This window comes from Sphingomonas longa (genome assembly GCF_016892685.1).
In the GTDB taxonomy this organism is placed as follows: domain Bacteria; phylum Pseudomonadota; class Alphaproteobacteria; order Sphingomonadales; family Sphingomonadaceae; genus Sphingomonas; species Sphingomonas longa.
This window is the reverse complement of record NZ_JAFEMC010000002.1, coordinates 352,660-376,940: the sequence shown is the minus strand read 5'-3', so window position 1 is coordinate 376,940 and position 24,281 is coordinate 352,660. Positions and strand designations below refer to the sequence as shown.

22 protein-coding genes are annotated in these 24,281 nt (G+C 67.2%); 8 read left to right on the top strand and 14 right to left on the bottom strand.

From position 1 onward, the window contains the following. Positions 1 to 19: 19 nt before the first annotated feature. From ILT43_RS07855 to rpiA, 6 genes are all read right to left on the bottom strand, one after another. Positions 20 to 772, bottom strand: coding sequence for an HAD-IIB family hydrolase (locus ILT43_RS07855; RefSeq protein WP_204197709.1), 753 nt, complete (start codon positions 770 to 772; stop codon positions 20 to 22). Then, entirely contained in the window at positions 769 to 1,596 is an 828-nt protein-coding gene (locus ILT43_RS07850) for a Cof-type HAD-IIB family hydrolase (protein ID WP_204197704.1), read from the bottom strand. Before ILT43_RS07850 ends, ILT43_RS07855 begins: the two co-directional genes overlap by 4 nt. Next, the gene (gene gnd / locus ILT43_RS07845; protein ID WP_204197702.1) at positions 1,593 to 2,576 is read right to left on the bottom strand and encodes a phosphogluconate dehydrogenase (NAD(+)-dependent, decarboxylating); all 984 of its coding nucleotides are present in this window, start codon (positions 2,574 to 2,576) and stop codon (positions 1,593 to 1,595) included. The genes ILT43_RS07850 and gnd overlap by 4 nt, the downstream gene beginning before the upstream one ends. Positions 2,577 to 2,777: 201 nt before the next feature. Next, positions 2,778 to 3,902 (bottom strand): transaldolase, encoded by a 1,125-nt coding sequence (gene tal / locus ILT43_RS07840; RefSeq protein WP_204197697.1) that lies wholly within the window; start codon positions 3,900 to 3,902, stop codon positions 2,778 to 2,780. After that, positions 3,895 to 5,985 (bottom strand): transketolase, encoded by a 2,091-nt coding sequence (tkt, locus tag ILT43_RS07835; protein WP_204197694.1) that lies wholly within the window; start codon positions 5,983 to 5,985, stop codon positions 3,895 to 3,897. The genes tal and tkt overlap by 8 nt, the downstream gene beginning before the upstream one ends. 69 nt (positions 5,986 to 6,054) lie before the next feature. Then, a complete protein-coding gene (gene rpiA, locus ILT43_RS07830; RefSeq protein ID WP_204197688.1) occupies positions 6,055 to 6,753 on the bottom strand; it encodes a ribose-5-phosphate isomerase RpiA in 699 nt (232 codons plus the stop codon). Positions 6,754 to 6,903: 150 nt separating this feature from the next. Between rpiA and ILT43_RS07825 the strand changes: the two genes are divergently transcribed. The 5 genes from ILT43_RS07825 (at position 6,904) to ILT43_RS07805 (ending at position 14,039) form a co-directional block, all read left to right on the top strand. After that, on the top strand, positions 6,904 to 8,148 hold the full coding sequence (locus ILT43_RS07825) for an efflux RND transporter periplasmic adaptor subunit (protein WP_204197683.1): 1,245 nt from the start codon (positions 6,904 to 6,906) through the stop codon (positions 8,146 to 8,148). 7 nt (positions 8,149 to 8,155) lie between these two features. After that, complete coding sequence (locus ILT43_RS07820) at positions 8,156 to 11,464, top strand: multidrug efflux RND transporter permease subunit (RefSeq protein WP_239474223.1); 3,309 nt, start codon at positions 8,156 to 8,158, stop codon at positions 11,462 to 11,464. Then, the gene (locus ILT43_RS07815) at positions 11,461 to 13,050 is read left to right on the top strand and encodes an efflux transporter outer membrane subunit (RefSeq protein WP_204197671.1); all 1,590 of its coding nucleotides are present in this window, start codon (positions 11,461 to 11,463) and stop codon (positions 13,048 to 13,050) included. Before ILT43_RS07820 ends, ILT43_RS07815 begins: the two co-directional genes overlap by 4 nt. Positions 13,051 to 13,081: 31 nt before the next feature. Further along, the gene (locus ILT43_RS07810) at positions 13,082 to 13,588 is read left to right on the top strand and encodes a GNAT family N-acetyltransferase (RefSeq protein ID WP_204197668.1); all 507 of its coding nucleotides are present in this window, start codon (positions 13,082 to 13,084) and stop codon (positions 13,586 to 13,588) included. Positions 13,589 to 13,652: 64 nt separating this feature from the next. Then, positions 13,653 to 14,039 (top strand): DUF3597 domain-containing protein, encoded by a 387-nt coding sequence (locus tag ILT43_RS07805; protein ID WP_204197661.1) that lies wholly within the window; start codon positions 13,653 to 13,655, stop codon positions 14,037 to 14,039. A gap of 62 nt (positions 14,040 to 14,101) precedes the next feature. Here ILT43_RS07805 and queG read toward each other — a convergent pair whose 3' ends face one another. Continuing rightward, the gene (gene queG, locus ILT43_RS07800; protein ID WP_239474370.1) at positions 14,102 to 15,145 is read right to left on the bottom strand and encodes a tRNA epoxyqueuosine(34) reductase QueG; all 1,044 of its coding nucleotides are present in this window, start codon (positions 15,143 to 15,145) and stop codon (positions 14,102 to 14,104) included. Positions 15,146 to 15,198: 53 nt separating this feature from the next. Here queG and ILT43_RS07795 point away from each other — a divergent pair, with 53 nt between their 5' ends. The 3 genes from ILT43_RS07795 to msrB are packed head-to-tail and all read left to right on the top strand — an operon-like array spanning position 15,199 to position 17,824. Further along, entirely contained in the window at positions 15,199 to 16,113 is a 915-nt protein-coding gene (locus tag ILT43_RS07795) for an ABC transporter ATP-binding protein (RefSeq protein WP_204197641.1), read from the top strand. Beyond that, the gene (locus ILT43_RS07790; RefSeq protein ID WP_204197623.1) at positions 16,110 to 17,333 is read left to right on the top strand and encodes an ABC transporter permease; all 1,224 of its coding nucleotides are present in this window, start codon (positions 16,110 to 16,112) and stop codon (positions 17,331 to 17,333) included. Before ILT43_RS07795 ends, ILT43_RS07790 begins: the two co-directional genes overlap by 4 nt. Next, positions 17,333 to 17,824 (top strand): peptide-methionine (R)-S-oxide reductase MsrB, encoded by a 492-nt coding sequence (msrB, locus tag ILT43_RS07785; protein ID WP_204197615.1) that lies wholly within the window; start codon positions 17,333 to 17,335, stop codon positions 17,822 to 17,824. Before ILT43_RS07790 ends, msrB begins: the two co-directional genes overlap by 1 nt. A gap of 239 nt (positions 17,825 to 18,063) precedes the next feature. On the opposite strand, the gene ILT43_RS07780 is transcribed toward msrB, so the two are convergent. The 7 genes from ILT43_RS07780 to ILT43_RS07750 form a co-directional block, all read right to left on the bottom strand. Continuing rightward, positions 18,064 to 18,606 carry a CHAP domain-containing protein gene (locus tag ILT43_RS07780; protein ID WP_204197605.1) on the bottom strand — a complete coding sequence of 181 codons (543 nt, stop codon included), beginning with the start codon at positions 18,604 to 18,606 and terminating at the stop codon, positions 18,064 to 18,066. Between the two features lie 152 nt (positions 18,607 to 18,758). After that, complete coding sequence (locus ILT43_RS07775; protein WP_204197602.1) at positions 18,759 to 19,544, bottom strand: metallophosphoesterase family protein; 786 nt, start codon at positions 19,542 to 19,544, stop codon at positions 18,759 to 18,761. Between the two features lie 46 nt (positions 19,545 to 19,590). Further along, the gene (locus ILT43_RS07770) at positions 19,591 to 20,679 is read right to left on the bottom strand and encodes a catalase family protein (RefSeq protein WP_204197598.1); all 1,089 of its coding nucleotides are present in this window, start codon (positions 20,677 to 20,679) and stop codon (positions 19,591 to 19,593) included. Between the two features lie 144 nt (positions 20,680 to 20,823). Next, complete coding sequence (gene lpdA, locus ILT43_RS07765) at positions 20,824 to 22,218, bottom strand: dihydrolipoyl dehydrogenase (RefSeq protein ID WP_204197595.1); 1,395 nt, start codon at positions 22,216 to 22,218, stop codon at positions 20,824 to 20,826. A 48-nt stretch (positions 22,219 to 22,266) separates the two neighbouring features. Continuing rightward, positions 22,267 to 22,605 carry an acyl-CoA thioesterase gene (locus tag ILT43_RS07760; RefSeq protein ID WP_211534435.1) on the bottom strand — a complete coding sequence of 113 codons (339 nt, stop codon included), beginning with the start codon at positions 22,603 to 22,605 and terminating at the stop codon, positions 22,267 to 22,269. A 41-nt stretch (positions 22,606 to 22,646) separates the two neighbouring features. Then, positions 22,647 to 22,844 (bottom strand): hypothetical protein, encoded by a 198-nt coding sequence (locus tag ILT43_RS07755; protein ID WP_204197591.1) that lies wholly within the window; start codon positions 22,842 to 22,844, stop codon positions 22,647 to 22,649. A 16-nt stretch (positions 22,845 to 22,860) separates the two neighbouring features. Further along, positions 22,861 to 24,240, bottom strand: a complete 1,380-nt coding sequence (locus tag ILT43_RS07750; protein WP_204197589.1) for a pyruvate dehydrogenase complex dihydrolipoamide acetyltransferase — start codon at positions 24,238 to 24,240, stop codon at positions 22,861 to 22,863. Positions 24,241 to 24,281 lie beyond the last annotated feature (41 nt).

The window sequence follows — 24,281 nt, the reverse complement described above, 5'->3', positions numbered from 1 at the left end:
GCAAACACACCATCGTCCTTTAGCCCGCCTTCTGGCACGCCACGATCGCGGCGATCACGCTCAGCGTCTCTTCCGGGTCGCGGACGCGCACGGTGTCGAGGCCGAGTTCCTTGGCCGGATAGTCGTTGCCGCCGGGGAAGATCGCGTCGCCGATGAACATCATCGAGTCGAGCGGGATGCCGCTCGCGTCACGCAGCTTCTTCAGGCCGTAGGCCTTGTCGACGCCCTTCTGCGTGATGTCGATCGAGGTAGCCCCGCCCATGTTGATGGACAGGCCCGGCAGGCGCTGCTTCAAATCGGCCTGGATGATCTTGCGCTTGGCGAAGTCGGGGTCCCAATGCTCCTTGGCGTCGATCGGGGCCTGCTGGCCGAGTGCGCTGAAGGTGATCTGGCTGCCGCGATCCTCGATCCGCTCGCCCCAGACCTGCTCGGGTACGAACCCGGTCGCTTCCAGCGAGGCGTTGAACGCCGCAACGATCTCCTTGCGCTGCTCTTCGCTGAACAGTTCGGCATAGACCGCCGACCACGCGCCGTCCTTGTAGGTGTAGAGCTTGGTCCCCGTCGTCGGCATCAGCCACAATTTCGTGCGGTCGGCCCGCTCGGGCAGGCGGCTGGCGACCTGCTTGTCGAACTGCGGCCAGTCGCCGCCGGAGATCACCGCGACGTTCGCGACGCCGAGCAGGTCGGCCAGCGCCTCGCCCATCGGCTCCTTCAACGGCTGCTTGCTCTCCGCCAGCGTGCCATCGAGGTCGAATGCGACGAGTTGCTTCATGAGTTTTCGTGTCCTTTGAGGATAATCGTATCGATCGCGTGCGCGACCCCGTCTTCGTCGTTGCCGCGCGTGACGTGCGCGGCCTTTTCGCGCATCGCATCCGGCGCGTTACCCATCACGATCGGCAGGCCGACGCGCGCCAGCATCGGAATGTCGTTGGCCTGATCGCCGATCGCCGCCGTCTCCGCGAGCGGGACACCGAACGCCTCCGCCAGTTCGGCGACGCCGGTGCCCTTGTTGGCCTCCAGCGCGGTCACGTCGAGATAATAGGTCTGGCTCTGCACTACCGTCGCCCGCTCTCCGAACGCCGGTGCGACCTCCGAATGGATCGACCGCAGGTACGGCTCGTCGTCGCTGACAAAGGTGATCTTGTCGGCGCGGCTCAACACATCGTCGAAGTCGGTGGTGATGATCGGGGCCTGATTCGATGCGACCCGCTCATGCTCGACATGCGTGCCCTCGCCGCTCGACGCATACCACCGGTCGTCGGCGAAGACCCAGCGATCGACCTTCGCATCGCCGACCGTGTCCCAGATGCCGCGCGCGATGTCGGCAGGAATGCGATGATGCTCGATGATCTCGCCGGAGCGTTTGAACACGATGCCGCCGTTGAACGCGCCGATCGGCTCGTCCAGCTCCAGCGCGTCAGCGATCGGCATCACGCCCGACATCGGACGCGCCGAGATGATCGTGAAGCCCACGCCTGCGTCGCGCAGCCGACCGACCGCAGCAATCGTGCCGGGCGTCAGCACCTTCTGCTTGTCGACCAGCGTTCCGTCGACATCGGACACCACCAGACGCGGCGTCCCCAGGGGTTCGCTCACTGCGGCATCTCGACATGGCCGCCGAAGCCGAAGCGCATCGCCGACAGCACCTTGTCGCCGTACGTATGCTCGACACGGCTGCGATAGCGCGCGAACAGGCTGGCGGTCAGGACGTTCGCCGGCACCTTCTCTTCCATCGCGGCGTCGATCGTCCACTGACCCTCGCCACTGTCGGCGACATGGCCGCTGAACTGGTCGAGCTTCTCGTCCTTGGCGAGCGCGATCGCGGTGAGGTCGAGCAGCCATGACGAGATGACGCTGCCGCGCCGCCAGACTTCGGCGATGTCGGTCAGGTTCAGGTCGAAACGCTCGTCCTCGGGCAGGATTTCCGAAGACTTGGTCTTCAGGATGTCGAAGCCCTCGGCATAGGCCTGCATCAGGCCGTATTCGATGCCGTTGTGGATCATCTTGACGAAATGGCCGGACCCCGCGGGACCGGCATGGATGTAGCCCTTCTCCGCGCGCTGATCGACCTTGTCGGCGATGCGGCCCGGCGTGCGGACGATGTCGCCCGTGCCCGGCGCCAGCGTCTCGAAGATGGGATCGAGGTGCGCGATCGTCTCGTTATCGCCACCGATCATCATGCAATAGCCGCGCTCGCGACCCCAGACGCCGCCGGACGTGCCGACATCGACATAGTGGAGCTGCTTCTCGGCCAACGCCTTCGCGCGGCGGATGTCGTCCTTGTAGAAGCTGTTGCCGCCGTCGATGACGATGTCGCCGGGCTGCGCAGCGTCGGCGATCGTCCCGATCGTCTGCTCCGTGATCGCGCCGGCGGGCAGCATCACCCACCAGATCGCCGGGCTGCCCAGCTTGCCGCGCGCCTCGTCGAGGGACGCCGCACCCTCTGCGCCGTCGGCGACGATCTTGGCGACGGCATCGGCATCGCGGTCGAATGCGACGATCTCGTGCCCCCCCTCCATCAGCCGGCGCGCCATGTTCCCGCCCATCCGGCCAAGGCCGATCATCGCGATCTTCATTCCGTCATCCCAGTTGGAGGTCGTCGCACTGCACAAGTCCGGTGAGGCGCGGGAGTTCCGAAGCCTGCCGCGATCGTTCTTCCCCCCCTCCCCTGGAGGAGGAGCTGGGGGAGGGTTTCGCCGCGGGCAACTCGCCAAGGCTCCACCCCGCCCAAACCCTCCCCCCCCAGGGGAGGGGAGTTTAGAAGAAGAAAAGCGTTATCACGCCTCGGCGGGCTGCTTCTGCGCGATCGCGCCGAGCAGGTCGTCGAACGCCTTGGCGAAGGAGGCGACACCCTCCTCGACCAATCCGCCGGTGACGCCGTTCAGGTCCAGCCCGAGCCGATCGGCCTCCGCCAGCACGTGGCGGGCAGCGTCGACGTCGGTCGTCAGCGTCTGCGCGACGGTGCCGCGCTCGCGGAATGCGTCCATCGTCTTCGGCGGCATCGTGTTGACCGTCTCCGGCCCGATCAGCTCGTCGACGTACAGCGTATCCGGATAGGCCGGGTCCTTGACGCCGGTCGATGCCCACAACAGCCGCTGCGGCTGCGCACCCTTGGCGGCGAGCGCCTGCCAACGGTCGGACGCGATGAAGTCCTGATACCAGGCATAGGCCAGCTTGGCGTTGGCGATGGCGACCTTGCCACGCAACGCCTTCAGCGCCTCGCTATCCGCATCGCCGTCCTTCACGCGCTCGTCGATCTTCGCGTCGATCTTGCTGTCGATGCGGCTGACGAAGAAGCTGGCGACCGAGGCGATGCGATCGATCGGCTGGTTCTGGCGCACGCGCTCCTCCAGCCCCATCGCATAGGCTTCCGCGACGCGCTGGTAATCACCTTGCGAGAACAGCAGCGTCACGTTGACGTTGATCCCCGCCGCGATCGTCGCGGCGATGGCGGGCGCACCGGCGGGCGTACCCGGGATCTTGATCATCAGATTCTGGCGATCGACCGCGTCCCACAGCTTGCGCGCCTCGGCGATCGTCGCGTCGGTGTCGTCGGCGATGTACGGCGACACTTCCAGGCTGACATAGCCGTCCTTGGAATCGAGCCGATCGTAGACAGGCTTCAGCGTTTCCGCCGCCGCCTTGATGTCCTGGATCGCGAGATGCTCGTAGCGATCGATCGTCGCCGCGCCGGCATTCCCCTTGTCGAACGCCGCAAGCGTGCCGTCATAGGCGTCGCCGTGGCCCATCGCCTTTTCGAAGATCGACGGGTTGGAGGTGACACCGGTCAGGCCGTCGGCCTCGACCAGCTTCTCCAGCCCGCCTTCCTCCAGGAACTTGCGGTCGACGAAATCCAGCCAGACGGCGGTGCCGGCGGCGGACAGGTCACTCAGCTTACCCATTGCGCTTCTCCATCACGTCACGCGCGACCTTGACGATATTGTCGACCGTGAAGCCGTATTTGTCCTGCAACTTGGCGATCGGGGCGGATGCGCCGAACGTCGACATGGTGATCGTCGCGCCGTCGAACCCGACATAGCGATCCCAACCCATCGATCCCGCCATCTCCACCGCGACCCGCGCCGGCACGTCGCGCGGCAGCACGGAGTCGCGATAAGCCTGATCCTGCAACTCGTACCGGTACCAGCTCGGCATCGACACGACGCGGCTGGCGACGCCCTCCGCCTTCAGCCGCTCGTGCGCCTCGACGACCAGCGACAGCTCGCTGCCGGTGGCGATCAGGATCACCTGCGGATTCTCGCTGTCGGCCAGCACGTAGCCGCCCTTCATCACGCCCTCGGCACTGGCATACTTGTCACGGTCGAGCGTCGGCAGCGCCTGACGCGACAGGATCAGCGCGGTCGGACGATCCGCCTTCTCCAGCGCCGCGCGCCATGCCCACGCCGTTTCGTTCGCATCACCCGGCCGGATCGTGTCGAGGCCCGGGATCGCGCGCAGCGTCGCCAGATGCTCGATCGGCTGGTGCGTCGGGCCGTCCTCGCCGACGCCGATCGAGTCGTGCGTGAAGACCCAGATCGCGCCGAGCTCCATGATCGCCGACAGGCGGATCGGCGCGCGCATGTAATCCGCGAAGACGAGGAAGGTGGAGCCGTAGGAGCGCAGGTGCGACAGCGCCATCCCGTTCACGACCGAGCCCATGCCATGCTCGCGCACGCCGAAGTGGAAGTTGGTGCCGCCGTAGTTGTTCGCCTCGAACGACGGGGCGCCCTTGATGTCGGTCTTGGTCGATGGCGCGAGGTCCGCCGATCCGCCGAGCAGCCACGGCGTCTTGCCGACGATGGCGTTCAGCACCTTGCCACCCGAGTCGCGGCTGGCTACGCCCTTCGCATCCGCCGGGAAGACGGGGATGTCGGCATCCCAGTCGTCGGGCAACTTGTCCTTCAGCAGCAGGTCGAGTTCCGCCGCCTGCTCCGGGTAGGACGAACGATATTCGTCGGTCAGCTTCACCCACGCATCGCGCAGTGGCTGGCCGCGGCCCGACACCGCGCCGCGGAAGCTGTCGATAACGCCGTCCGGCACGCGGAACTGCTCGTCCTCGGGCCAGCCATACGCCTTTTTGGTCGCGCGGATATTGTCCTCGCCCAGCGGCTCGCCATGCGCCTTCTCGCTGCCGGCCTTGGGGCTGCCCCAGCCGATCACCGAGTGAACGACAATGAAGGTCGGCTTGTCGTCGGTGGCGCGGAACGTCTCGAACGCCTTGGTCAACGCTTCGATGTCGTTGGCGTCGTCGACATGGATGACGTTCCATCCGTAAGCCTGCATGCGCAGGCCGACATCCTCGTCGAACGCTAGGTCGGTGGCACCCTCGATCGAGATGTGGTTGCTGTCATAGACCCAGCATAGGTTCGACAGCTTGAGGTGACCCGCAAGGCTCGCCGCCTCGGCGGACACGCCCTCCATCATGTCGCCGTCGCCGCAGACGGTGTAGACATCGTGGTCGAACAGCTTGAACCCGTTGCGATTGTAGCGTGCCGCCAGCCAGCGCTCGGCGATCGCCATGCCCACCGAGTTGCCGCAGCCCTGCCCCAGCGGGCCGGTCGTCGTCTCGACGCCGGTGGTGTGTCGGTATTCCGGATGGCCCGGCGTCTTCGACGACAGCTGCCGGAACTGGCGAATATCGTCGAGGCTGACCGCCTCCTGGCCAGTTTTGTTACCCTCGGCATCGATCTCCTCGACACCGGCCAGATGCAGGATCGAATACAGCAGCATCGACGCGTGGCCGACCGACAGCACGAAGCGGTCGCGGTTCGGCCAGTCCGGATGCGCGGGGTCATAACGCAGGAAACGGTTCCAGATCGTCCAGCCCACCGGGGCCAGCGCCATCGGCGTGCCGGGATGGCCCGAATTGGCCTTCTGCACCGCATCCATCGACAGGGTGCGGATGGTATCGATCGCCAGCCGCTCCGGGCTGCCGTCCTCGTGCAGGGAAACGGCCGCGGGAGTGGCGGTCTGGGTATCGGACATGAATGGAACCTCGCTCTGGTCGAAGGGCGGAACGCGCAGCCGCCGGTCGGGTTGCGACTGGCCGCTCCCCTAGCGAGAAGCGGCAGCCCGTTCCAGCCCCGCCCGTTCCGTTCTCGTAACGACACCCCGATCGGCGATGTATGCGGCATCGACCTGTTTCAGGAACAGGCCATGGCCGACGACCCCGGGAATACAGGCAATCGCATCGGCCAGCGCCTCCCAGTCGTGATATGCACCGGCGACGCAGTCGAGCACGCGGTTGCCGTTGTCGGTCAGATACTCACCGCGCCACGTCGCGGATCGCACCAGCCCGGTGATCCGGTCGGCGACGTATGCGGCGGCGAACGGCAGCACCTCGACCGGCAGCTTCGCCGCGCCGATCGTCGCGACCCGCTTGCTGGCGTCGGCGATCACGATCATCCGCCGACTGGCGCAGGCCACGACCTTTTCACGCAGCATGGCACCACCGGCACCCTTGATGGCGCGAAAGTCGGCATCGATCTCGTCCGCCCCGTCGATCGTCAGGTCGACGCGGGCCACGTCTGCGAAATCCCGCACCCGGATGCCGACCGATCGCGCCAGATCGGCACTGGCGTTCGACGTCGCGACGGCGTCGATGTCCAGCCCCAGCCGGCCGATCGCCCGGATCGCATGCGCGGCGGTGGACCCCGTCCCCAGCCCAACGAGCATTCCGGACGCGACTTCCTGCACCGCCGCCTCCGCGGCCAGTCGCTTGTCCGTATCGATGTCGGCGGAGTCGTGGTGCATGAACGCTTAACCCGTGAAAGTCCGTTTCGGACCTTAGCAGTCGCACAATAAAATCGATCGCACGCCCATTTTCTGGGCTGCAACCATTTCCAATCTGGGACATTGTGGGACGGTTCCGGGGCTCCGGTGTACCAGACGGACACGCTCAACTTGAAATTACAGACAAAGCGGCCAGCGGCCGCGGGCATCGCGATCGGCCTCGCTTTGGCGCTTGGCGCCTGCGGTGGGGGTGACTCGGCCGAAAAGGGTGCCGGCAAGGGTGGTCAGCAACCGGGCAAGGGGACGCCGCAAGTCGGGTTCGTGGTCGTCCAGCCAACCGACGTCGCTCTGGTCACGGAACTCGCCGGCCGTACGACCGCGTTCGAAAGCTCCGACGTCCGGCCGCAGGTGACCGGCATCATCCGCCGCCGCTTCTTCACGGAGGGCGCGCTCGTCACCCGCGGCCAGCCCCTCTACGAGATCGACCCGCGCCTGTACCGCGCCGCCGCCAACGAAGCGCGCGCCAATCTCGCCAGCGCCCGCGCCAACCAGGAAGCGACCCGCATCCTCGCCGAGCGCTACCGTCCGCTGGCGGAGATCGAGGCGATCTCGAAGCAGGATTACACCAACGCCGTCGCTCAGTCGCGGCAAGCGACCGCCGCGGTCGGCCAGACCCGCGCTGCGCTGGAGACGGCGCAGATCAACTTGCGCTTCACCACCGTCCCCGCGCCGATCACCGGGCGCATCGGCCGGTCGCTGTTCACCGTCGGTGCGCTGGTCTCGGCGACCCAGACCGATCCGCTGGCGCAGATCCAGCGTCTCGACCCGATGTTCGTGGACATCCAGCAGTCCGCCGACGCGCTGCTGTCGTTGCGCCGCAGCCTTGCCTCGGGTGGGGTGACGCCGACGACCGCGCAGGTGCGGCTGAAGCTGCCCGACGGCGGCGATTACGGCCAGACGGGCACGATCGAGTTTTCCGAAGCGCTGGTCGATCCCACCACGGGCACCACGACGCTGCGCGCGCGCTTCCCGAACCCGCAGGGCATTCTGTTGCCGGGCATGTTCGTCCGCGCCAGCTTCTCGCAGGCGATCAACCGCCGCGCGTTCCTCGTCCCGCAACAGGGCGTCAGCCGCAATCCGCAGGGCAACGCCACCGTCATCATCGTCGGCCCCGGCAACAAGGCCACCGAGAAGAAGGTCACGGCGGAGCGGACGCAGGGCGAGTTCTGGGTCGTGACCGAGGGGCTGAACCCGGGCGACAAGATCATCGTTCAGGGCCTGTCGAAGCTGCGCCCCGGCCAGCAGGTCCAGCCGGTGCCGGCCAACACGCCGCAGCGCGTGCAGGCTCCACCGAAGGACGGCGAGGGCGGCGGCGGTTCCGGCGGTGGCGACGCGGCGCAGAAGAAGGGCGGCTGAGCCCCTCATGATCAGTCGCATCTTCATCGATCGCCCGATCTTCGCGTGGGTGATCGCGATCATCATCATGCTCGGCGGGGCCGGCGCGATCCTCGGGCTGCCGATCGCGCAATATCCCGACGTCGCGCCGCCGCAGGTGTCGATCCGCGCCACCTATCCGGGCGCGAATGCGCAGACGTTGCAGAACGCCGTCACGCAGGTGGTCGAGCAGACGCTGACGGGCATCGACGGGCTGCTGTACTTCCAGTCGTCCTCGTCCAGCCGCGGTCAGGTGACGATCACCTGTACGTTCGACAAGAGCGTCGATCCCGACATCGCGCAGGTTCAGGTCCAGAACCAGGTTCAGCAGGCGCTCGCCCGCCTGCCGCAACAGGTGCAGCAGCAGGGCCTGATCGTCCGCAAGTCGAACCCGGACTTCCTGCTGATCGCCGCCGTGTACGATTCCACGGACCGGTCGACCAACCGGGACGTGTCGGATTACCTGACCTCGACCTTGCAGGACCCGTTGGGCCGCACCGCCGGCGTCGGCGACACCAACGTGTTCGGTTCGCAATATGCGATGCGGATCTGGCTCGACCCGAACAAGCTCAACAGCTTCCAGCTCATCCCCGCCGACGTGGTCGCCGCCGTGCAGGCGCAGAACACCGAAGTCGCGGCGGGCGAGATCGGCGGGCAGCCGTCGTCGGACAAGCAGTATCTGAACGCCGTCGTCACCGCGCAGAGCCGCCTCCAGACGCCCGAGCAGTTCCGCAACATCATCCTGAAGACGACGACCAACGGCGCGGCCGTGCGCGTGTCGGACGTCGGCTGGGTCGAGCTGGGTGCTGAGAATTACGCCGCCCGCAGCCGCATCAACCAGCATCCTGGCGCGGGTATCGCCGTGCTGCTCGCCCCTGGTGCCGACGCGCTGAAGACCGCCGAGCTGGTCAAGGCGCAGGTCGAGGCCGCGGCGAAGAACTTCCCGCCGGGTTACGAATATACCTTCGTCAACGACTCCACCGAGTTCATCAAGCTGTCGATCGAGGAGGTCGTGAAGACCCTGATCGAGGCGGTGATCCTTGTCGTCATCGTGATGTTCGTATTCCTGCAAAGCTGGCGTGCGACGCTGATCCCGACGATCGCGGTGCCCGTCGTGCTGCTCGGCACGTTCGGCGTGTTCTACCTTGCCGGGTTCTCGATCAACACGCTGACGCTGTTCGGTCTGGTGCTCGCGATCGGCCTGCTGGTCGACGACGCGATCGTCGTCGTCGAGAATGTCGAGCGCCTGCTCGAGGAAAACCCGGAGATGTCGCCGCGCGAGGCGACGATCCAGTCGATGGACGAGATCACCGTCGCGCTGGTCGCGATCGCGCTCGTCCTGTCGGCGGTGTTCCTGCCGATGGCGTTCTTCGGCGGATCGACCGGCGTCATCTATCGCCAGTTCTCTCTGACGATCGTGTCGGCGATGGTCCTGTCGGTCGTCGTCGCGCTGGTGCTGTCGCCCGCGCTGACCACGACGCTGCTGAAGCAGAAGCATGCCAAGGACGAGAATGGCGACCCGATCGAGGGTGGCTGGCTGGGCCGTAAATACCCGAAGGTCGCGCATTTCTTCGCCCGCGCCCGCGACAATTTCAACAACTGGTTCGACCGCACGTCGGACCGCTACGTCGATGCGATCAAGAAGATCATCGCGGCGAAGTGGCTGTGGCTCGGTATGTATGCCGGTGTCGTCGTGCTGCTCGCGGTGCTGTTCATGCGCATGCCCACCGGCTTCCTGCCGACCGAGGATCAGGGCATCGCGATCGTCCAGTTCCAGCTGCCCCCCGGATCGACCCAGAACCGCACGTTCGAGGTCCAGAAGGAAGTCGAGAACTACTTCGTCAAGAACGAGGGGTCGAACGTCGCGACCGCCTTCTCGGTCAGCGGCATCGGCGGCGGCGGCGCGCCCGGCGGCCAGAATACCGGTCTCGGCTTCGTGGCGCTGAAGGACTGGTCGCTGCGGGAGGGCAAGGACAATTCCGCCGACGCGATCACGCAGCGCGCGTCCGCCGCGTTCGCCGGCCTCCGCGATGCGCAGGTCTATGCGCTGGTCCCGCCCGCCGTCCGCGGCCTCGGCCAGTCGAACGGCTTCACGATCGAGCTTCAGAACACCAGCGGGATGAGCCTCGCCAAGTTCGAGGAAGCGCGCGACAAGCTGCTCGCCGCCGCTTCCGGCGAGCCGACGCTGGCCGGCGTGCGCCTGACGGAACTGCCCGACGTGCCGAACGTGAAGGTCAACGTCGATCCGCAGAAGCTGTCGACGCTGGGCCTGACGCAGACGACGGTGAACTCTACGCTGTCGACCGCGTGGGGCGGTCAGTACGTCAACGACTTCCTCGACCGTGGCCGCGTGAAGCGCGTCTTCGTGCAGGGCGACGCGCCGTTCCGGTCCAAGCCCGAAGACATCAACCAGTGGTTCGTGCGCGGTGCGAACGGCCAGATGGCCCCCTTCTCGTCCTTCGCGACGACGACATGGGAAAAGGCGCCGGTGTCGCTGTCGCGCTTCAACGGCATCCAGAGTTTCGAATTCCAGGGTTCGGCGGCACCGGGGCAAAGTTCGGGTCAGGCGCTGGAGACGATGCGCCGCCTCGCCGGGCAGATTCCCGGCACCTCCGTCGCGCTGGCGGGCCTGTCGTTTCAGGAGGACGTGTCCTCCGGTCAGGCGCCGATCCTGTACGGCCTGTCGATCCTCGTCGTGTTCCTGTGCCTCGCGGCGCTGTACGAAAGCTGGTCGATCCCGTTCGCGGTGCTGCTGATCATTCCACTCGGCCTGATCGGCGCGATCGCGTTCGTCACGCTGCGTGGGCTGACCAACGACGTGTACTTGCAGATCGGCCTGCTGACGACGATGGGCCTCGCCGCGAAGAATGCGATCCTGATGATCGAGTTCGCGGAACAGGCGGAGCGCAAGGGCGCACGCGTCATCGACGCCGCGTTGCAGGCGGCGAAGATCCGACTCCGCCCGATCCTGATGACGTCGTTCGCGTTCATCTTCGGCGTGCTGCCGCTCGCCATCTCCACCGGCGCGGGCGCGAACAGCCGCATCGCGATCGGTACGGCGGTGATCGGCGGCATGCTGTCGGCGACCTTCCTCGCGATCTTCTACATTCCGCTGTTCTTCGTCCTCGTGCGCCGCGGCGTGCGTGACGGCATCGCCAAATTGCGCGGTCGCCCGACCGGCTTTCAGGGTGATGACGGGCACGGTAGGGATGGTCACGGCAGGGATGGCGACGACGATGACGGCGAACCCTATGGCCCGCCCGAAGTCCAGGGGCCGCACCGGCCGGAGCCCGCATGATGCGTAAGCCGATCCTCTCCATGGCGCTCGCTGCGACGGTTCTGTCCGGTTGCAGCCTCGCGCCGAAATATATCCGCCCCGAACTGCCAACGCCGCAATCCTGGCCGGTCGGAGACGCGTATCTGCGCCAGACCGAGGCGGCGCTGCCGTCGGTCAGCTTTCCCGCAGTATTCACCGATCGCCGGCTCCAGACGCTGATCGAGCAGGCGCTGCTCAACAACCGCGACCTGCGCATTGCCGCCGCCAACATCCAGGCGGCACGGTCGCAATACCGCGTGCAGCGCGCCGACCTGTTCCCGCAGATCGACGCGACCGGTCGCTACACCTATTCCGGCGGCGGTCGCGGCGCGACCACGACGGCCGGGGGCAGCACCGGCGGCACCGGCGGGAACGGTGGTACGGGCGGGACCGGAACCGGCGGCACCGGCGGCACCGGTACGGGGGGCACGGGGACCGGTGGCACCGGCACGATCATCACCAGCTCGGGTGGCGGCAGTGCGTTTTCGGTCGGGCTGGGCATCACGGCATTTGAGGTTGATCTGTTCGGCCGGGTACGCAGCCTGACCCGCGCCGCGCTCGACCGTTATTTCGCGACCGAAGCCGCCGCCCGCGCCACCCGCCTGACGCTGGTCGGCGACATCGCCGATGCGTGGCTGACCTATGCCGCGGACCAGAGCCTGCTCCGGATCGCGCAGGACACCGCGACATCGGCGCAGCGCTCCGTGGTGCTTACCCGCGCACGTCTGCGCGGCGGCATCGCCCCGCGTACCGACGTGGCGCAGGCGGAACAGATCCTCGCCACCGCCGAAAGTGATCTCGCGCTTCAGCGGACGGCGGTGGCGCAGGACGCCAATGCGCTGCAATTGCTGGTCGGCGCCCCGGTCGATCCGGCACTGCTACCGACGACGCTGGACGAGGCATCCGCCACCGTGGCCGCGCTGCCGGCCGGGCTGGACTCCCAGATCCTGCTTCGCCGCCCCGACGTGGTGCAGGCGGAATACGAATTGCGCGCGACCAATGCGGAAATCGGCGCAGCGCGCGCGGCGCTGTTCCCGAACATCTCGCTCACCGGACTGGTCGGCTTCGCATCCAACGCGCTGTCGTCGCTCTTCAAGGGCGACAGCTTCACCTATTCGGTCGCGCCGAACGTCGGCTACCCGATCTTCCGCGCGGGAGCCGGCCGAGCCGGCGTCGTCTTCAGCCAGGCACAGCGCGATGCGGCGCTCGCCACCTACGAACGCGCGATCCAGAGCGCGTTCCGCGAAACCGCTGACGCGCTCGCGCGGCAGGGTACGATCGACCAGCAGTTGAGCGCCAATCGCCGCTTCGCCGCCGCCGCCGCCGACACGCTGCGCCTGACCGAGGCTTCGTATCGGGGCGGCATTTCGCCGTTCCTCAACACGTTGGATGCGCAGCGGTCCTTCTACACCGCGCAACGCCAGTTCGTCGCGACGCAGCTGACCGCCGCATCGAACCGCGTCACGCTCTACCGCGTGCTCGGCGGCGACTCGACGCTGGAGGCGACCGCCGACGGTCCGCGCCTGCTCGCGCCGCCGTCAGGGACCACCACCCCCGCAACGCCTTGACGTCACTCGCCGGCGGGGGGAGGGTCGGGGCATGAACCATGTCATTCGCCGCTTCCGCCCCGCCGATCGCGACGCGATGCTCGCGTTCGCGAACAGCCTGCCCGAGCACGACCTGCTGTTCCTCGGCCGCGACCTGCGTCAGCCACGCGTGATCGAGGCGTGGCTGGAGGCGATCGAGGCTGGCTGGATCGACAGCTTCCTCGCCGAAGCGGAGGACGGCATCATCGTCGGCAGCGCCGCGCTGCTCCGCGATCCGCACGGGTGGAGCGCGCATGTCGGCGAGGTCCGCCTGCTCGTCATGGCCGACCGCCGCGGCCACGGGCTCGGCCGCGATCTGGTGGAGGCGGTCTTCGCCGCCGCCGCCGCCGCCCACGGCCTGTCCAAGCTGACCGCATCGATGACGGTCGATCAGGCCGGATCGCGCACCCTGCTGGAGAGCGTCGGGTTCCATCAGGAGGCGCTGCTGGCGGCGCACGTCCGCGACCAGTCCGGCACCGCACACGATCTGGCGATCCTCGCGTGCACGATCGGCGGCTGACCCGGACCCGATCCGCGCACCCCGACGTTAGGCGCTGGAGTTCAACGAAAAGGATCACGTCGCCATGAGTATCTTCGGTTCGATCAAGGACGCGATCTTCGGCCACCCCGCCGCCGCCGAGGCGAAGCCCGCGCCGACGCCGACCCCTGCCGCGGCACCAGCGCCCGCGGCTGCCGCACCCGCGCCGGCTCCGGCTCCCGCTCCAGCCGCACCGAAGACGATCGACGCCGACGCGGCGCTCGAGAAGATCTACCACGCGAAGGGCGATCCCGACCTCAACTACAAATCGTCGATTGTCGACCTGATGAAGCTGATCGGCATGGACCCCAGCCTCGACAACCGGAAGACGCTCGCGACCGAGCTGGGCTACGAAGGTGAAAAGGACGGTTCGGCGGAGATGAACATCTGGCTCCACAAGCGCGTGATGGAGCGTATCCGCACCGGGCAGTAAGGCCCCCGTCATTGCGAGCGTGGCGAAGCTACGCTCGCGATACGGTATTCCAGCGACGGGGCTCAGCTATCCGCCAGCCGTCCCAACGCCCACCCCGCCGCCTCGCGCACCACGGGTGAGGCATCCTCCAACAGCGGCACCAACGCAGGTCGTAGGCCCGCCGCCCCACTATTTCCCGCCGCGATCGCCGCATTGCGGACCATCCGATCGCGGCCGATGCGCTTGATCGGCGATCCCGAAAACACCTGCCTGAACCCGGCATCGTCCAGTGCCAGCAGGTCGGCCAGTTCCGGCGCGGCGAGTTCCGCGCGCCCGATAAAGGCCATGTTCGCCGCCGCCGCATCGGCGAACTTGTTCCATGGGCACACCGCCAGACAATCGTCGCAGCCATAGATGCGGTTGCCGATCCCCGCCCGGAACTCCTCCGGGATCGGTCCCGAATGCTCGATCGTCAAATACGAGATGCAGCGCCGTGCATCCAGTTGATACGGCCCAGGAAACGCGTCGGTGGGGCACGCCCGCTGGCACGCGTCGCACGATCCGCAGCGGTCGCGCCCCGCCACGTCGGGCGTCAGGTCCAGCGTCGTATAGATCGCACCGAGAAACAGCCAGCTACCATGCTCGCGGCTGACCAGATTCGTGTGCTTGCCCTGCCACCCGATCCCCGCCGCCTCCGCCAGCGGTTTCTCCATGACCGGCGCGGTGTCGACGAACACCTTGAGATCGCATCCTTCTCCCAAACTGGCCGCCTCTTGCGCCAGCCACCGTCCAAGCGCCTTCAGCGCCTTCTTGACGACGTCGTGGTAATCGCCGCCCTGCGCATAGACCGACACGCGCCCCCGCTCCCCCGCGTCGGCCAGCGCCAGCGGATCGCGGCCCGGCGCATAGCTCATGCCCAGCGACACGACGCTGCGCACCTCGGGCCACAGACCGGCGGGCGAGACGCGGTGGTGCGCGCGCTCCTCCATCCAGATCATGTCCCCGTGCCGGCCCTGTTCCAGCCACTCGCGCAGCCGTTCGCCGGCGCGCGGCGCGGCATCGGCGCGCGCGATACCGCACGCCGCGAAGCCGAGTTCGGCCGCTTTCGCCTTGATCCGGTCTTCCAGCTTGTCTTGCGTCACCCCTCCCCGCTACCACGACCGCCCCGGCGGGAGGAAGCATGGCGGACGAACGGGCGGTCACCGCCGAGCATCTGGTGAAGCGGTACGAGCAACGTCGCGTGGTCGACGGCGTCGACCTGTCGGTGCCGGCGGGCTCGATCTACGGCGTACTCGGCCCGAACGGTGCGGGCAAGACCACGACGCTGCGCATGCTGCTGGGCATCATCGAGCCGGACGAGGGCCATCGCACGCTACTCGGCCATATCAACCCGCGCGAGGCGAGCGACCGCGTCGGCTATCTGCCCGAAGAACGCGGACTGTATCCCGCAATGAAGGCCAAGGAAGCGATCGCGTTCATGGGCGCGCTCCGTGGCCTCGACTGGGCGGAGGGGCGCCGCCGCGCCGTGACGATGCTGGAGGAGGCGGGCCTGGGCCATGCCGCGGACGAGAAGATTCGCAAGCTGTCCAAGGGCATGGCGCAGCTCGTGCAATTGCTCGGCTCCGTCGTCCACCGGCCCGACCTGATCGTCCTCGACGAGCCGTTCTCCGGCCTCGACCCGGTCAATCAGGAGAAGCTGGAGGCGCTGATCCTCGCGGAGCGCGACCGCGGCGCGACGATCCTGTTCTCCACCCACATCATGGCGCATGCCGAACGCCTGTGCGACCGGCTGGCGATCATCGCGGGTGGACGACGCCGGTTCGAGGGCACCGTCGACGACGCCCGCGCCACCCTGCCCAGCCGCGTCCGCTACGTACCCCATCACCCCGCCCCGGCGATCGCGCAATTGCTGCCCGCCGACGCGGTGGCAGACGGTGGCGCATGGCGGTTCCAGCTCCCCGATGGCGGCATCGAACCGCTGCTCGTGCCGCTCATCGATGCGGGCTACGGCATCGCCGGGCTGACGATCGAGCGGCCCGGCCTGCACGACGCCTTCGTCAGGATCGTCGGCCAGCACGCGGAGAAGGCGGCATGAACAATTTCCGCCATGCCATTCGTCAGGCGATGACGATCGCCCGCCGCGATTTCGTCGCTACCGTCTACACGCCCGTCTTCCTGCTGTTCCTGTTCGCCCCCGTCCTGATCGGCTCGATCAGCGCCATCGGCGGCATCGGCGCGGCAAGCATGGGCGACGGCGTCGCCGACAAGGCGCGAATCGTCGCGATCGTCCCGGCGCAGGTCGCCCCGGCGATGATCGCGCAGGACAAGCGCCTGCGCGCGATGTTCCCCCGCGACTTCCGGCCGTCCACACTCAGCATCGTCGCACCCTCCGCCGATCCGGCGAAGCAGGCACGTGCGGCGATCGACGACATGCGCTTCGACGTCGGTGGCGTCCTCTATGGCGACCTGACGCGACCGCAACTGCTCGTCCCCGCCATCGACCGCTACACCGCCCCGTATCTGGAGGCGCTGGCGCAGGCGACCTTGTCCGCCGACGCCCCCCGCATCGTCGCCACCCGCCACGAGGCTATCCGCGCCCGCGCCTCGATCGGCGGCCAGCACCAGTCGGGTTTCATCGCCGTGTTCGGCATCTTCTTCCTGACGCTGTTCCTGGCGGGGCAGGTCGTCGGCACAATGGCGGAGGAGCGCAACACCAAGGTGATCGAGGTGCTGGCCGCCGCCGTTCCGCTGGAGGCGGTGTTCGCGGGCAAGCTGGTCGGCATGTTCGGCGTCGCGGTGCTCTTCGTCGGCTTCTGGGGCGCCGTGCTGCTGTCGCTCGGCCAGTGGCTGCCGCCGACCGCCGCGCAGGCGATCGGCGATCTCGCCCCGGCGATCGGCGCGCCAACCTTCGCGCTGCTGTTCGCGGCCTATTTTTCGCTTGCCTATCTGCTGCTCGGCTCGGTGTTCCTCGGCATTGGCGCGCAGGCGTCTTCGCAGCGCGAGATCCAGATGCTGTCGCTGCCGATCACGATCGTCCAGGTCGGGATGTTCGCGCTCGCCTCGGCGGCGGCGCGGCATCCGGAAAGCTGGGTGGCGCGGTTCGCGGAAGTCTTCCCGCTATCATCGCCCTTCGCGATGGCGGGCCGTGCGGCCAATTCGGCGACGCTGTGGCCGCATGCGCTGGCACTGGTCTGGCAGTTGCTGTGGGTCGCGCTGTTCATCTGGACGGGGGCACGGCTGTTCCGGCGCGGCGTGCTGCAGTCGGGCAGCACCCCGTTCTGGCGGCGTTCACGGGCCGCCCCTATATCGGGGTGATGCAAACCCCCTCCGATCGTCGCACCTTCCTCGGCCTTGCCGGCCTCTGCACCGCTGCTTTCGCGCTGTTCGGCTGCAAGCAGCAGGCGCAGGCGGCCGAGCGCTATCCGGTGACGATGACCGATGCGCAGTGGCAGGCGAAGCTCGGCCCCGCCGCGTACCGCGTGCTCCGCAAGGAGGGGACCGAAGTACCGTTTACCAGCCCGCTGAACGACGAGCACCGCGCCGGCACCTTCGGCTGCAAAGGCTGCGCGCAACCGCTGTTCGCGTCGAAGACGAAGTTCGACAGCGGCACCGGCTGGCCCAGCTTTTGGGCACCGGTGCCGAAAGCGGTGGGCACGCGCGTGGATGGATCGATGATGATGCAGCGGACGGAGGTGCATTGTTCGCGCTGCGGCGGGCATCTGGGCCATGTCTTCGACGACGGACCGAAACCGACCGGCAAGCGCTACTGCATGAACGGCGTCGCGATGACGTTCCGGGCAGCCTAAGCCGCATTTGACTCGAGAGAGCCAGGTTTAGCTGACTTCCTCCCCGTTCCTTCAGGGGATCGTTACGAAGCTCTCTCTTCTGCCACCCCGGCGAAGGCCGGGGTCCAGTTGGGATGTCCGCTGTAGCTACTGAGAACGGAGCCTAACTGGTCCCCGGCCTTCGCCGGGTGGTGGCTCGCTGATAGGCAGAAAATGATTTCGCAACGATTCCCTTGATGGGATGCGCTTACTTCGAGACCTCAGTCCATTTTTCCGACGAACGCCAGCACCCGTGTCTCACGATCGGCACCGTGGGCGTATTCGACCGCCGGCTCGGCATCCATCTTCGGCGCGTGACCCGAATAGATGAAGCCCTTCACCGGATAGCTCGACGTGCCCAGCCCGCCCTGCGGACCGTACCACACGCGTACCTGGCTCCAGTCGCCTGCCGCTGACACGTCGACCGCGCGCACGTTCGTCTCGACGGCACCGCGCCGCGACCAGTTGGCGTGGGTCAGCAGCACCTCGCGCTCGCTGACCACGCGCGACACCATCGCGACATGGCCGACGCGCATACGACGCGTGGAGTCGAAGGCGAGCACAGCGCCCGGCTGCGGCACATGGCCACGCTCGTACTTGCCGTCCGCCTGGTTCCACCAGGTGTTGGCGTTACCGTGAATATCGATGCCCGAGATTTCGCGAGCATAGGGCGCGCATTGCCAGAATTGTGCAGCAGCCGGAGCGGCCATCATCAGGCCGCACGAAAACACCAGCGCAAAACGCGCTGCAAAACTCTTGATCATGGTCGTCAGACCCCCCGGTCTCAATCGGTGTGAGTCTCGGCTACGGGCAAAGGTTTATTTTTGGAATATCGCCGGGAACCTTATCCGACGAAGCGTTTCATCACGAAGGTCAGCCCCCGATTGGGGGAGTCATGCTGTCGTGGAATCACAAATCATCGGCCGGTTTCGGGTGCTCGGCCCGGATTGCCGACACGGTGAACCGGCTCCGGCCCATGCGTCCGTGCCAGCGTTTCGAACTGCGTGCCGTCGATCCGAATCTCGTTAAAGCCCGGCGGGCTGTTGCGCGTCCGCACCGACAGCGTGCCCGCGCCGATCATGCGAATGACGCGCCCCGCGCGTTCGACGGGGATGTCGAACGGATCGTGGACGTGGCCCGTCAGCACCGCATGCGCGCCCGCCGCCGCCAGTTCGCTCAACGCCTCCTCGCCGCGCGCCGTCTTCGCCGTGCCCTTCGTCGGGCCCTCGATCAGCGGATGATGCGCGGCGATGAAGATCAGATTCTCCTTCGGCGCGTCCTCGATCAGCGCGAGCGCGCGGCGCAGCGAGCTTTGGCTGACGCGGCCCTTCGACCAGTTCCACCGCCACTGCGCGCGCGCCGTCGTCTTCAGCGGCACGATCGTCACGCCGTGCAATTCCAGCGGCTTCTCGATCATCCGCTCGACCGCGGCGTAGCGCGTATAGGGCGCGATGAAGCGCCGGACCGGGTCCCAGTAATAGGGGATGTCGTGGTTGCCGACTTCCAGCGTCACCGGCGCGGCCAGCCCTTTCAGCCACGCGCCACCCTCCACGAACTCCTTCGTGCGCGCCCGCATCGTCAGGTCGCCGGTCATGATGACCGCGTCCGGCTTCTCGGTTGCGACCAGTTCGGTGAACCAGGCGACGGCCGCCTTGTCCTCCTTGCCGAAATGGACATCGCTGACGTGAAAGAGCCTGATCATCCCCGGCATTTCCCCGGCGCCAAGGCCTGCGTCAAGGCCGCCCGCGTCAAGGCAGGTCGGCCAGTTCGCGCGGCTGGTGGATCGGACATCCGTTGAAGCGTCCGCGATAATCGGCGGAGAAGGCGTAGGTGTCCCTGCGCGCGCGATTGACGTTGCCGAGCGGCCGGTGCGCCGCGATCCCGTGCCAGATGCTGTACGACAGCGCATCGTCGACCGCGTCCGATCCGCCATGCTCCCAGCTATGCTGCGGCGGCACCTCCAGCGTGGCGACGGTGACGAACGGGCTCGCCTTCGCGTCCCACTCCTGCGTCGGGTCCTCGACCGGCATCGCCGCGAGATCGGTGTTGAGCTGCACGCGGAACTCCCACGTGCCGCCCTGCGACACCAGCACCTCGTTCACCACCTCGCGCAGCGCGTCGGGCCGGTCGTGCGTCGACACCGTGTCACCCGTCAGCTGCGTCAGCGCGGGACTGACCGGCACGATCTGGAACTTGGCGATATGGTCGCCGTAACGGAACGGCGTCTGCGACCAATATGTCTCGCCCAGCGGATGCACGTTCGGCGCACCGCCCAGTTGCTGCAACGTCGCCGATGGTAATCCGATCGCCTCCAGCGGCGCTTCGATCGCCCGCAGGATACCGGACAACAGTTTTTTGCCGCCCTCCGCCTTGTCGGTCGTCGTGGCCAGCAGCTTCAGGTTCTTCGCGAAGGCGGCCGCGTCGGGCGCGCTGAACACCGGTCCATTGACCATGATGAAGTCCTGCGTCGTGTCACCCTCCGACCCCGGCAACCGTTCCCCCTCGACGTTCAGGACCTTCAGCGCCAGCCCACGCGGCAGGCCGATCGAATCGTCCAGCAGGTCGCCCGGATTGGTGGAGATACGCAGGATCGCCTCATGCTCGCCCGGCGTCGCGAACAGTCCCTGCGCCAGTTCGGGCGGCAAGCCGGAGTGGACGCGGAACACGCCCTTCGCGATCCCATGCGCCTTGGCGTGCACCGCGCGGACGGCGTGGCCATAGTCTTTCGACGTGGTGTCCAGAATGTGGCGGAACGATTCGTTGAGCTGCCCGATCGTCTCCGCCTCGTCCGGCTTCAAGGTTTCGACGGACGGGTCGTAGCGGATCGGTGCGGGCATGACGGTGATCTCCTGTGATCTCCGCCTGTTAACTCGCCGGTATAACGCCGCGTTCCCACCCATTCCGCGCCTGCAAGGGGAGGAATGGGTGGGAAAGGGTCGCTCGAAAACGTCTCCCTCCCCAAGGGGAGTGGAGCAGCCGACTCAGATATGGATCGCCCGGCCGTACGCGCCCAGCACGCTCTCGTGCATCATCTCGCTCAGCGTCGGATGCGCGAACACCGTCTCCATCAGTTCGGCCTCGGTCGTCTCCAGCTGACGGGCGACGACATAGCCCTGGATCAGCTCGGTCACTTCCGCGCCGACCATGTGCGCGCCGAGCAGCTCACCCGTCTTGGCGTCGAACACCGTCTTTACGAAGCCTTCCGCCTCGCCCAGCGCGATCGCCTTGCCGTTGCCGATGAAGGGGAATTTGCCGACCTTCAGCTCGTACCCGGCCTCCTTCGCCTTCGCCTCGGTCATGCCGACGCTGGCGACCTGCGGACGCGAATAGGTGCAGCCGGGGATGTTGCCCTTGTCCATCTGGTGCGGCGATCCGCCGGCGATCTTCTCCGCCGCGATCACGCCCTCGTGGCTCGCCTTGTGGGCCAGCCACGGTGCGCCGGTCACGTCGCCGATCGCCCAGATGCCCGGCACGTTGGTCTGGCCATAACCGTCGGTCTTGATGTGCCCCCGGTCGGTTTCGACGCCCAGCGCCTCCAGCCCGATATTCTCCGTGTTCGGCACGATGCCGATCGCGACGATGACATGGCTGAACTCGGTCGTCTCGACCTTGCCGTCCTTCCCCTTGATCGACGCCTTCACGTTCGCCGCACCCGGCTCGATCTTCTCGACGCCGGCACCCGTCAGGATCTTGATCCCCTGCTTGGTCAGCGCCTTGTCCATGAAGGCGGACACCTCCTCGTCCTCGACCGGCAGGATGCGGGGCAGCATCTCCACGATCGTCACGTCCGCGCCCATGTCGTTGTAGAAGCTGGCGAACTCCACGCCGATCGCGCCCGATCCGATGACCAGCAGCTTGGTTGGCATCTCGGTCGGCACCATCGCGTGGCGGTACGTCCAGACGCGCTTGCCGTCCGCCTTGGCAAACGGCAGGTCGCGGGCGCGCGCACCGGTGGCGACGATGATGTTCTTCGCCTCCAGCTCGACGGTCTTGTCGCCCTGCTTCACCGACAGCTTGCCCGGCGCGGTCAGCGTGCCGAAGCCCTCGTGCACCGCGACCTTGTTCTTCTTCATCAGGCCCTTGACGCCCGCATTCAGCTGGCCTGCGACCTTGCGCGAACGATCGACGATCTTGCCCAGATCGAACCCGACGTTGCTCGCGCTGAGACCGTAGGAATCGGCGTGCTGCATGTAGTGGTAGATTTCCGACGTTCGCAGCAGCGCCTTGGTCGGGATGCAGCCCCAGTTCAGGCAGATACCGCCCAGCCGCTCGCGCTCCACGATCGCGGTCTTCAGCCCGAGCTGCGACGCCCGGATCGCCGCGACATAGCCGCCCGGCCCCGAGCCGAGAATGATGAGGTCGTAGGTTTCAGCCACGGATAGCTCCTGGGGAATAGCAAAACATAATGTGCGGTGCCGGCGGCTCTAGGCCAAGCCCGGCACCTTGCGCGGTCGACGTTCCTCGTCGGTTGCGACGAACACGAAACGCGCCTGCGTGACCTTGCACGCCTCCTCGACGTGACGGGCGCGGCGCCAGGCTTCGACCTCGATCGTCATCGACGTGTTCCCGACCGCGACCAGCGTGGCGTAGACCGACACCTCGTCGCCGACCAACACCGGCGCGTGGAACTTCATCGCGTCGACCGCGATCGTCACCGCGCGTCCGCCGGAATGGCGCGACGCCACCGACCCTGCGGCCAAGTCCATCTGGCCCATCAGCCAGCCGCCGAAGATGTCACCGTACGGATTCGCATCGCCCGGCATCGCGGCGACGCGGATGGTCGGCGTCTGGTCCGGCAATATCGTCACCGCGCCGCTCCCTGTCGGCCCACGTCGGCGCGGCGGGCGCGGCGCAGCGGGCGGATGCTGTCGATCAGCAGCGCCAGCGTCGCGCCGCCGCCGCACCACCAGATCTCCTCCCGGCCCAACGGATAGGCCCAGGCGGCCAGCCCGGTCAGCGCCACGACGGTGACGAGGCCGATCGCAAGGTGCAACAGCTCCACCGCCACGCGCATCGGGTCAGGCCAGCATGCCCAGCGGCGTTTCGATCAATTCCTTGAATGCCTTCATCAGCGCCGCACCATCCGCGCCATCGATTGCGCGGTGGTCGAAGCTGCCGGTCGCCGACATCACCGTCGCGATGCCGAGTTCGCCGTCGATCACGTACGGACGCTGCTCGCCCGCGCCGATCGCCATGATCATGCCCTGCGGCGGGTTGATGACCGCCTCGAACTGCTTGATCCCGAACATGCCCATGTTGCTGATCGACGCGGTGCCGCCCTGGAATTCCTCCGGCTTCAGCTTGTTCTCCTTGGCGCGACCGGCCAGGTCCTTCACCTCGTTGGAGATCGCCGACAGCGTCTTGCCCGCGGCATCCTTCACGATCGGCGTGATGAGGCCCGACGGCGTCGACACCGCTACCGAGATATCGGCGCGCGAGAAGCTGATGAGCTGGTCCGGCGTGAACATCACGTTGCACTTCGGCACCGCGATCAGCGCGACGCCCAGCGCCTTTACCAGCATGTCGTTGACCGACAGCTTGACGCCCCGCGACGCCAGCGACGCGTTCAGCTCGCCGCGCAGCTTCAACAGCGCGTCGAGGCGGATATCCACCGTCAGGTAGATATGCGGCACCGTCTGCTTCGATTCGGTCAGGCGGCGCGCGATCGTCTTGCGCATGTTCGACAGCTTGGTCGCCTCGTGCGGGATGTCCGGCACGGCGGCGGGCTTCGGCGCGGGCGCAGGTGCGGCGGCCTCGGCCACCGGCGCAGCCGCAGCAGCGGGCGCAGGTGCTGTCGCACCGGGCTTCGCCCCCTCGACGTCGGCCTTCACCACGCGACCGTTCGGTCCGGACCCGCTGAGACCGGCGAGGTCGATACCCTTCTCGGCCGCGATCCGGCGCGCGAGCGGGCTCGCCTTGGTCCGGCCACCCTCTGCCGACGACACAGGCGCTCCCGACGACGCGGCGCCGGTCTTCGCCGTGCCCGCATCGGCAGGACGGCCGTGATCCTCGGCCTGCGTGATCGTGCGATCGGCAGGCTTGGCCTCGCTACCGGTCTTGTTCGGGTCTTCGGGGTTCGGCGCGCCCTTGAACTGCGTGTCCGTGGGCTGCGGCGTCTCGCTCTTCGTCGGTGCGGACACGGAGGAAGCGTCCTCGCCTTCCTCCGCCAGCACGGCGATCACCGCACCGACCTTCACATTGTCGGTGCCTTCGGCGATGACGATCTTGGCGATCACGCCCTCGTCCACCGCCTCGAACTCCATCGTCGCCTTGTCGGTTTCGATTTCGGCCATGATGTCGCCGGACTTGACGGTATCGCCTTCCTTGACGAGCCACTTGGCCAGCGTGCCCTCCTCCATCGTCGGCGACAGGGCGGGCATTTTGATCTCGATCGACATGCAGGTCCTCGGGCTCTCCGTAACGTCATCGTCTCTCGCGC